We start from the raw sequence: 8,760 nt of genomic DNA, 5'->3' as shown, positions 1-8,760 counted from the left end.
GTTTACTCCTGGGCCTGTCCAAAGATATGTATATGGTGTAGTTCCGCCAGATGCAGTTAGATTAATTGATCCGTTTGAACCTCCAAAACACGAAACATTCACATGAGTTTCTGAAGCTGAAAGTGCCGCGGCCGGTTGAGTGATTTGGATACCCGACAAAGTGAATGTACATCCTTTGTTATCAGTTACTGTTACACTATAATTCCCTGCCGACAATCCCGATTGGTCTTCAACAGAAGCGATAACACCTGTTCCTGTCCAAAGATATGTGTAAGGAGATGCCCCTCCAGTTGGAGTGATATTTATTGATCCATTTGAACCACCAGAACAGGAAACATTCACATGAGTTTCTGATACTGATAAAGGACTATTAACTGTGACATTCAGTGAAGGACAGCTTGTATGTGGTCCTACTCCAACCGCACCACAAGTATTTCTATTGTTATTTCCATCAGAAGTTAATCCATAATTTGTATTTGTAACTACAGTTGGGTTTGTTACAACCACATTAAATTTTACCTGATCTCCACTTACTATCCGTTCAGCATTTGAATTTGCAGTAATACATACTATATTTCCAGAATTAGAAATAGCCCAAGTCTTTCCAAGGGGAGTACTTGTTATACTTAATGCCCCTAATGTAAATCCCGAAGGAATTGTAACACGAATAGTCCCTACCTGCCCAGGGCTAGATGAACCTAAAACCGATGCGGTAAAAGATAATGTTGAATTTGCCCCTGAACAAAAAGATGTTTGAGAGACACTTAAACACCAATCGAGTGTGTCTGTAAAAATAACCTCTGCATGCAAGTTAGATGATAAGCCATCAGCAGTTGCAATTAAAGTTGATCCTAAACAATCATCCTCACAAACAACCCATGTCGTTATAAAATTACCGGCTTCATCGGCCGTAACCATCCAAGAATCATGATCCGTTCCCGTATTTGGCGTTCCATCGTAATGAAGTACCAACATGATAACCTGTTCTCCCGGCTCAAAACCGCTACCAGTAAAAGTCGCAGTTGCTCCCGGTGGATAATCCATCTGATCTGAGACAAGCGTTGCCTGACCAAAAGTAATGGTCGATATCAGCAAGCAAGTAAATAGAATAAAAGGACTCCAAAACCCATTTTTTAGTAATAATGTCTTCATAGAAATATGGTATTATTTAGACAAAAAGTATTTTGTGTTTATATCCAAAAATATAAACGGCAATAAAATGCAGAATGATAAGGGGTTCAAAATCAATAAGAAATGAAACATAACAGTTCACCCGATTCGATTCGAACAAAAGAATTTACTTTTGGATGCTTAATGGCTCTAGAGTGGTATTTAAGACCGATTAAACAATTCAGTACAAAGTAATTGCAATAAAAGTGAAGACTAATTTAAGATTATGATTTAGGTTAATCTTAACAAAATGCTAAATATTCGATAAAACGAATAAAAAAAACCGCGTAAAGCAGTTTTTCTATTATGTCCCTTTTTTATTTATCTAAAGTTTGAATATTCCAAAGTTGGGTTTTATTATAGTAAAGTTTTCCGCTTATAACTTCGAGCGGGCAATCAAAATTATTAGTGAAAAGCGCACCTGTCCCTAAGCCTTGTGGCATTGGGTTTTGAAGGGTAAAGGTCCATTGTGCAATCGCATTTAAACCAATATTAGATTCTAATGCAGAAGTAATCCACCAACCGATTTGGTATTTTTTAGCCAACACAATCCATTCTTCAGAGCCTCGAAATCCTCCTATTAAACTTGGTTTTAAGATGATGTATTGGGGTTTGGTGCTTTGCAACAAGCGTTCTTTCTCTTCATAAGAAAAGATTCCGATCAATTCTTCATCCAGAGCAATTGGAAACGGAGTTTTTTGGCATAATGCTGCCATTGCATCCCAATTTCCGGCTTTGATTGGTTGTTCGATGCTGTGCAGTTTGAATTGGGATAATTTTTGAAGTTTATTTAAAGCTTTGTCGGGAGGAAATGCTCCGTTTGCATCAACGCGTATTTCAATGGTTTTTTCATCGAAATTATTTCGGATGAATTGAAGTAAATCAAGTTCTTGCTGAAAATCTATGGCTCCTATTTTAAGTTTGATGCAGTTAAAACCGGTTGCCAATTTCTCTTCAATTTGTTGCTTCATGAAAGCTTCATCACCCATCCAAACCAAACCGTTTATTGGAATGCTTTGGCTTGCGGAAGTAAATTCAGAAGGAAATAAGACAAAGGGATTTTTGCTTTCTAAAGACAAAAATGCCTGTTCAATCCCGAATTGTATCGAAGGAAATTCGCGTAATGCTTCCCATAATTGCTCTTTTCCTAAATGTATGTTTTCACACGCCCATTTTAGCATTTTTTCGTAATCCGGACGGTCGTCGATGCTTAATGTTCTAAGGATACCACACTCGCCTATTCCCTTTTTTCCGTTTTGCTCCAGAAGGATGAACCAGGTTTCTTTTTCCGTCAAAACGCCGCGTGAAGTTCCGCTTGGTCTTTTAAAGTTGAGAATGTATTTTTTATAGGATGCGCGAATCATGGTTTTTTTACTTATACAAAAATGGTTTGCCTTCTAGCCCCGATTGAAACGGTTGCCTCGCAAAAGTGGAAAGCGGGAAAATGGCCTGCAAATAAACACAGACCATTCGCTCCAAAAATTATAAATCGATAGAATTTCCGATGTCTAAAAGCATTAAATCTTTGCCTTTGTCGAAGAATTTCTTGATGGCCTCTTCATGGTTGATGACAATAAAACCAAACGTATCGTAGTGATAACCAAGGATTTTATCGCAGTCTAAAAAGTCTGATGCAACAATAGCGTCGTTTACATCCATCGTAAAATTACTGCCGATTGGAAGAATTGCCAAATCCAGCTTGGTACGCATCGGAATCAGTTTCATGTCCATTGTTAAGGCCGTATCACCAGCAATATAGATGTTTTTGTGTTCGCCTTCGATTACGAATCCGCCCGGGTTTCCACCGTAAGTTCCGTCTGCAAAAGAACTGGTGTGAATCGCGTTTACGTATTTTACGGTTCCGAAGTCGAATTTCCAGCTTCCGCCGTGGTTCATTGGGTGGTAATTCAGTTTTTTATTTCCGTAATGGGTTGCGATTTCATAGTTGGAAACGATGATTGCATTAGTTCTTCTGGCAATGGCTTCTACGTCCAAAACGTGGTCTTGGTGCGCGTGGGTAACCAAAATGTAATCTGCTTTTAACGTATTGATGTCGATATGAGAAGCTTTCGGATTTCCGGTAATGAACGGATCCACCAAAATGTGCTTACCGCTAACTTCAATACCGATACAGGCGTGACCGTAAAATGTAATTTTCATATTTGTAGTTTTTTGACTAATATTTCTTTAAAATTACTAAAAATAAAAAGAACAACAGTGAGAGAAAAAAAGTTCCTAAAGCCACTTTTTTAAGCTCCGGATCAAAGTCTTTATAGGTTTGTGCCTTGTTCACTACTTTAAGGTGGCGGATCAGAATAAAACTAACCAATAAAATAGGAATTGGCGATGTTCTGGTTAAAACCGAAAAAGTAATCATGCAAGCCATTGGCATAAAGACCAATACATTATGGTAATGTTTTGCGGTTTCCAATCCCATTTTTACCACTAAAGTATTTTTTCCTGAATTTTTATCGTTTTCAATGTCGCGCATATTGTTCAGGTTTAAAACCGCAACGCTTAACATACCTATTGAAATTGCTGGCAGAATTAACAACCATTCGAAATGTTTGGTAAAAAGGAAATTACTTCCCAAAACGCTCACCAATCCGAAGAAGATGAAAACAAAAACATCACCAAAACCGCTATAACCGTATGCGCCTTTTCCAACGGTATATTTAATCGCAGCCACAATCGAAGCAATTCCTAACAATAAAAACAATACGGAATAACCAAAGTCTTTTTTACCGAAGGCAATGTAAATTAAAGCCATAGCGGAAAGCAATGATAACAAGGAAGTAAGTATGATACCTTTTTTCATTTGCTTAACAGAAATAGCTCCGCTTTGAATGGCGCGCTTTGGTCCTACCCTGTTTTCGTTGTCGGTTCCTTTTACCCCATCACCGTAATCGTTTGCAAAATTGGACAAAATCTGAAAAAAAAGCGTGGTCAGCAACGCCAAAACCACAATTTTCCAGTTTTCATGTCCTTTAAAATAAGCATAACTGCTTCCTACAATAATTCCCGAAACCGATAACGGTAACGTTCTGAGCCTTGCGGCTTTAATCCATTCTTTCATATTTTTCTAATACTCTACGCTTATGTATATGTACAATACGGTCAATCCGTTTATCAACAAGGCATAAAGCCATAATTTTTTATAACTGAACTTGTTTTTTATCAGCATTATTAAATTTGTGATTGGTAGTACAAAAAGCAATGCCAAAAATGGTAACCACACAAATTCATAAATAGCTCCAACAATAGCATAACGATATACGTCTGTCAAATTAGCTCCCAACCAATATAACAACAAGAGAATACTTAAAAACAGTACCGTTCTACTTTGTCTATCAAGAAAATTAACTATTTTCCCCATAAGCTATTGAATTGATAATTAGCTACATCCAATTTTTTTCTGTGGTTTCCACCTGATACAACCATTTGTTTACAAGCTGTTTGATGTTTTCGAAATTCCCTAAATGAAAGGTAACGTCGCCACCGGCTGTTGAAATTCGTAAACTTCCGATATTCAAACGCTTGTGCCAAAAAAGCTGGCTTACTTTTAAGGACTGAATTTTATGCGGCTCAATAATTTCGTTGTCGATGTCCCAGGCGCCACTTTGCTTGATGATATAATCTTCATTAACAAACAAACGATAATTTTTAAAGCTGAAAAACAGCATGACTCCAACGAAAATCAGGTAAACCGGCAAAAGAAATAGGTAATCAAACAATTCCTCATTCACTTTAAAACCAAAAAACAACAATAACGATACTGGTAGCACTACATAAAAAAGTACCGGAAACAATAAATACCTGATGTTCGGTTTGATCATTGCGCCTTTTTCAGGGATTTCGTTGAAGATCAGTTTTAATATTTCCGCTTTTTCCTGAGCATTACAACCCGGAATTTCAATAGCAGATTTTTTCTCTTCACGACCGTCTTCACTTCCGGAGGCCTGCTTGATTTTGAAATTCAGAACGTTCATCTTTTTTTGGAGCCAATTCTGACTTACCGTGATAATCTGTACCTTTTCCGGTTTGATGATCGTGTTTTTGGTATTCAGCAAACCGTAAGACAATAACAACGAACGGTTTTGTCGGGCAATTTCAAAATCGAAATATTTGATGAGCGTTCTTCCTAAATTCAAAACCAGGATAAAGACGAAAATCACTAAAATGAACATTAGTACCGAATACATAATTCGATTCGCATCAAACAAATTGTCCAGCTTTGTGGTATCGACCGACTGAACCGATTCGGAATTGCGCAGCAGGTTTTGGAAATTTTCATACAAAGTCCCGACAAAAGCCAACAAAACACCGAATGTTTTTACATAGTTTGATGTAATTCCAACCTTAATTAAACTCAGAATACTGATTTTGATGAAAGGTTTCTCGTTTATAGTTTGAGTACTTTCTTCGGTTATAATTTCAGATGAAGATGTTCTGGCTTCACTCAAAAGTTTCGTTTTCAAAGCGACCGCCAAATCATGAGAAATCGCACGGATGGAAACTTCTTTTTTGTTGCTTCCTGCTGTATCGACATCCAAAGCGTGAACTCCGATAAGCTTCTGAATTAACGTTTGATTGATATTAACCTGCTGTATTTTATGCAGTTGAATTGCAATTTTGGTTTTATTGAGTATTCCTTTATTGATAATGAATTCGTCGGAGTCTTCATCAATATAAAACGTAAAATTCCAATACTGAAGATAGGCAATGATTCCAATTAAAGCGATAACCGCAACAAATCCTAAAGCCAGGTAAACTTTGTTCAGCTCATTGAATTTAAACAACCAAATCACCAAAATCGGCCACATCGCACGGGCAATTTTCTGGAACGTATCGGTAAACATGACCAAAACGCCCACCAAAGATTGCCTTTGCGGCTGATTAAATTCGGGTTTAGTACTCATTTTCGGAACTTGTCTTCGAAGGTTCTTCCGTTAGTTTTTGCATTAACAACTGCTTGATGTTCTGCGCTTTTTCCTTTTCGATACCCGGAATTTGGATATCGCTGTTCCCGCCGCCGGCTGTAAACACTTCAATTTCAGCAAGGCCAAACAGACGCGAGATAAAACCTTCGTGTAAAGCTACATGCTGAATCCTGTTATAAGGAATAATGGTTGTGGATTCGGAAATGATTCCGCTCTTGTACAGTAAATCGTGCTGACGAAAAGCATAACCTCTTTTCCTGAAACTGATTCTTCCAAAAAGTACCGACAAACCAAAAATTAATACGATTGTTATAACAAGAAAATGCCAAAACGCTCTGATTTCTTCATTAAAAAACAAAAAACCGCCTGCAATTGCACTCAAAATCAACAAAAAAATACACTTTTGAATCAATACGATTTTCCAATAATCTTGATGTAAAGGTTCAAAGGTGACTTCTTCAAATTTTGGAAGTTCGTTGGTGTTTAAGATTTCGTTGGTGAAATTTTGCATTGATAACTATTAAGGAATGTACTTTTTCTCAAAATTAGGCTTACGCTTTTCAAGGAAAGCGTTTCTTCCTTCAATTGCTTCGTCGGACATATAAGCCAAACGGGTCGCTTCTCCGGCAAAAACCTGTTGTCCAACCATGCCATCGTCGGTTAAATTCATGGCGAATTTCAGCATTTTGATAGAAATTGGTGATTTCTCAAGAATTTCTTGTGCCCACTGATACGCTGTGTCTTCAAGCTCTGCATGAGGGATTACCGCGTTGACCATTCCCATATCAAAAGCATCCTGCGCCGAGTAATTTCTACCTAAAAAGAAAATTTCACGGGCTTTTTTCTGTCCAACCATTTTGGCTAAATAAGCAGAACCATAACCACCGTCAAAACTGGTTACATCGGCATCCGTTTGTTTGAAAATAGCATGTTCTTTACTGGCTAATGTCAAATCGCAAACTACGTGCAAGCTGTGACCACCGCCAACTGCCCAGCCCGGAACAACTGCAATTACAGCTTTCGGCATAAAACGAATTAAACGTTGTACTTCTAAAATATTTAAACGATGGTAACCATCATCTCCAACATAACCTTGTTTTCCTCTTGCTTTTTGGTCGCCTCCACTGCAAAATGACCAGATTCCGTCTTTAGAAGAAGGTCCTTCGGCAGATAATAAAACCACTCCAATGGAAGTATCTTCATGGGCATCATGGAACGCTTCTAAAAGTTCTTTGGTTGTTTTGGGACGAAACGCGTTGCGTACATCCGGACGGTTAAAGGCGATTCGAGCTACGCCGTTGCATTTCTTATAGGTTATATCTTCAAACTCTTTTACGGTTTGCCAGTTGATCGTACTCATAATTTCAAAATTTTAGCGTAAAAATAACGCATTTTTTGCATTATATTGCGGTTTCAAATAATTAAAATATCATGAAAAAACTATTTGTTTCGGCAGCATTATTAGGTGTTCTATTTAGCGTAAATGCTCAAAAATATGAATTTCAAACCGTTACCGATTTAGAAGCACTACCTGTAATAAGCCAAGGGCAAACGGGAACCTGCTGGAGTTTTTCTGCATCATCTTTTTTAGAGTCGGAAATCATTCGTTTGACGGGAAAGAAAATCGATTTGTCTGAAATGTATCAGGTTCGAAATACTTATCCGAAAAAAGCAGATAATTATGTAATGCGCCAAGGAAAAGCGCAGTTTGGCGAAGGAGGACTCGCACACGATGTAATCAATTCCGTTGCGGATTTCGGCTTGGTTCCCAATAGCGCCTACACAGGTTTAAACGGAACTTATGAAAACCATAATCATACTGAAATGGTTGCGGTTTTAGAAAGCATGCTGAAAACCTACGTGGAAAATCCGGCAAAAAAACTGTCTCCAAACTGGAAAAAAGGAATTGAAGCTTTACTGGATGTTTACATCGGGAAAAACCCAACGGAATTCACTTACGAAGGAAAAAAATACACCCCAAAAAGCTTTCAGGAATTTACAAAAATCAATCCTTCGGCTTATGTAACCATTTCATCGTTTACTCATGCGCCAAATTACAAATCCTTCATTTTAAATATCCCGGACAATTTCTCAAATGGTAGTTTTTATAATTTGCCATTGAACGAATTCATTGAAAACATTGACAATGCTTTAGCGAAAGGCTTTACTGTGGAATTGGATTGTGATGTTAGTGAAGCTACTTTTTCGGGAAAAAACGGTGTGGCTGTAATTCCTGCTAATGATGACGATGCCAAAATGATTCTGACAGAAATCAAACCAGAGAAAAACATCACACCAGAATACCGCCAGCAGGAATTTGAAAACCAAAGCACAACTGACGATCATTTAATGCACATCGTTGGAAAAATGAAAGACCAAAAAGGAAACGTTTACTATAAAGTAAAAAATTCTTGGGGAACCGATGAAAAACGCGTAGCCAATGGTGGTTATGTATACATGAGCGTTCCGTATATGAAACTGAAAGCAATTTCCATATTGGTGCATAAAGACGCTTTGACCGCAGCCACACGAAAAAATTTGGGATTATAATCCTTGAAAAAAAGACGTTAAATTTTTAGAAATTCATTTTAATTTTAGTAACTTTAACTACCTCAAAATGAGGTTTTTGGATAACTGAATTATTAACTTA

The 8,760-nt window shown here is 37.6% G+C and carries 8 protein-coding genes; 1 reads left to right on the top strand and 7 read right to left on the bottom strand.

What is annotated here, in order from left to right; genetic code table 11:
- From LZZ90_RS13360 to LZZ90_RS13330, 7 genes are all read right to left on the bottom strand, one after another.
- The coding region (locus LZZ90_RS13360) for a SprB repeat-containing protein (RefSeq protein WP_237791206.1) at positions 1–1,152 on the bottom strand (1,152 nt) is incomplete at its 3' end.
- A 335-nt stretch (positions 1,153–1,487) separates the two neighbouring features.
- Positions 1,488–2,531, bottom strand: a complete 1,044-nt coding sequence (locus LZZ90_RS13355) for an o-succinylbenzoate synthase (RefSeq protein ID WP_237791210.1) — start codon at positions 2,529–2,531, stop codon at positions 1,488–1,490.
- A 121-nt stretch (positions 2,532–2,652) separates the two neighbouring features.
- A complete protein-coding gene (locus tag LZZ90_RS13350; protein ID WP_237791205.1) occupies positions 2,653–3,330 on the bottom strand; it encodes a metal-dependent hydrolase in 678 nt (225 codons plus the stop codon).
- Positions 3,331–3,346: 16 nt separating this feature from the next.
- Positions 3,347–4,246: a 1,4-dihydroxy-2-naphthoate polyprenyltransferase gene (locus LZZ90_RS13345; protein WP_237791204.1), complete on the bottom strand. Its 900-nt coding sequence runs from the start codon at positions 4,244–4,246 to the stop codon at positions 3,347–3,349.
- Positions 4,247–4,568: 322 nt separating this feature from the next.
- Complete coding sequence (locus LZZ90_RS13340; protein ID WP_237791203.1) at positions 4,569–6,089, bottom strand: PH domain-containing protein; 1,521 nt, start codon at positions 6,087–6,089, stop codon at positions 4,569–4,571.
- Positions 6,079–6,621: a PH domain-containing protein gene (locus tag LZZ90_RS13335; protein WP_237791202.1), complete on the bottom strand. Its 543-nt coding sequence runs from the start codon at positions 6,619–6,621 to the stop codon at positions 6,079–6,081. Before LZZ90_RS13335 ends, LZZ90_RS13340 begins: the two co-directional genes overlap by 11 nt.
- 9 nt (positions 6,622–6,630) lie before the next feature.
- Positions 6,631–7,470, bottom strand: coding sequence for a 1,4-dihydroxy-2-naphthoyl-CoA synthase (locus LZZ90_RS13330; protein ID WP_237791201.1), 840 nt, complete (start codon positions 7,468–7,470; stop codon positions 6,631–6,633).
- Positions 7,471–7,541: 71 nt separating this feature from the next.
- Here LZZ90_RS13330 and LZZ90_RS13325 point away from each other — a divergent pair, with 71 nt between their 5' ends.
- Positions 7,542–8,660, top strand: a complete 1,119-nt coding sequence (locus LZZ90_RS13325) for a C1 family peptidase (protein WP_237791200.1) — start codon at positions 7,542–7,544, stop codon at positions 8,658–8,660.
- The last annotated feature ends 100 nt before the right edge of the window (positions 8,661–8,760 follow it).

This window comes from Flavobacterium sp. SM15 (genome assembly GCF_022012335.1).
GTDB lineage: Bacteria > Bacteroidota > Bacteroidia > Flavobacteriales > Flavobacteriaceae > Flavobacterium.
Note: the sequence above shows the minus strand (reverse complement) of the source record. Positions and strands in the feature narration are given on the sequence as shown.

Coding starts and splice junctions, on each gene's coding strand:
- LZZ90_RS13345 (WP_237791204.1), bottom strand. CDS start 4,246: ATGAAAGAATGGATTAAAGCCGCAAGGCTCAGAACGTTACCGTTATCG.
- LZZ90_RS13335 (WP_237791202.1), bottom strand. CDS start 6,621: ATGCAAAATTTCACCAACGAAATCTTAAACACCAACGAACTTCCAAAA.
- LZZ90_RS13330 (WP_237791201.1), bottom strand. CDS start 7,470: ATGAGTACGATCAACTGGCAAACCGTAAAAGAGTTTGAAGATATAACC.
- LZZ90_RS13325 (WP_237791200.1), top strand. CDS start 7,542: ATGAAAAAACTATTTGTTTCGGCAGCATTATTAGGTGTTCTATTTAGC.
- LZZ90_RS13350 (WP_237791205.1), bottom strand. CDS start 3,330: ATGAAAATTACATTTTACGGTCACGCCTGTATCGGTATTGAAGTTAGC.
- LZZ90_RS13340 (WP_237791203.1), bottom strand. CDS start 6,089: ATGAGTACTAAACCCGAATTTAATCAGCCGCAAAGGCAATCTTTGGTG.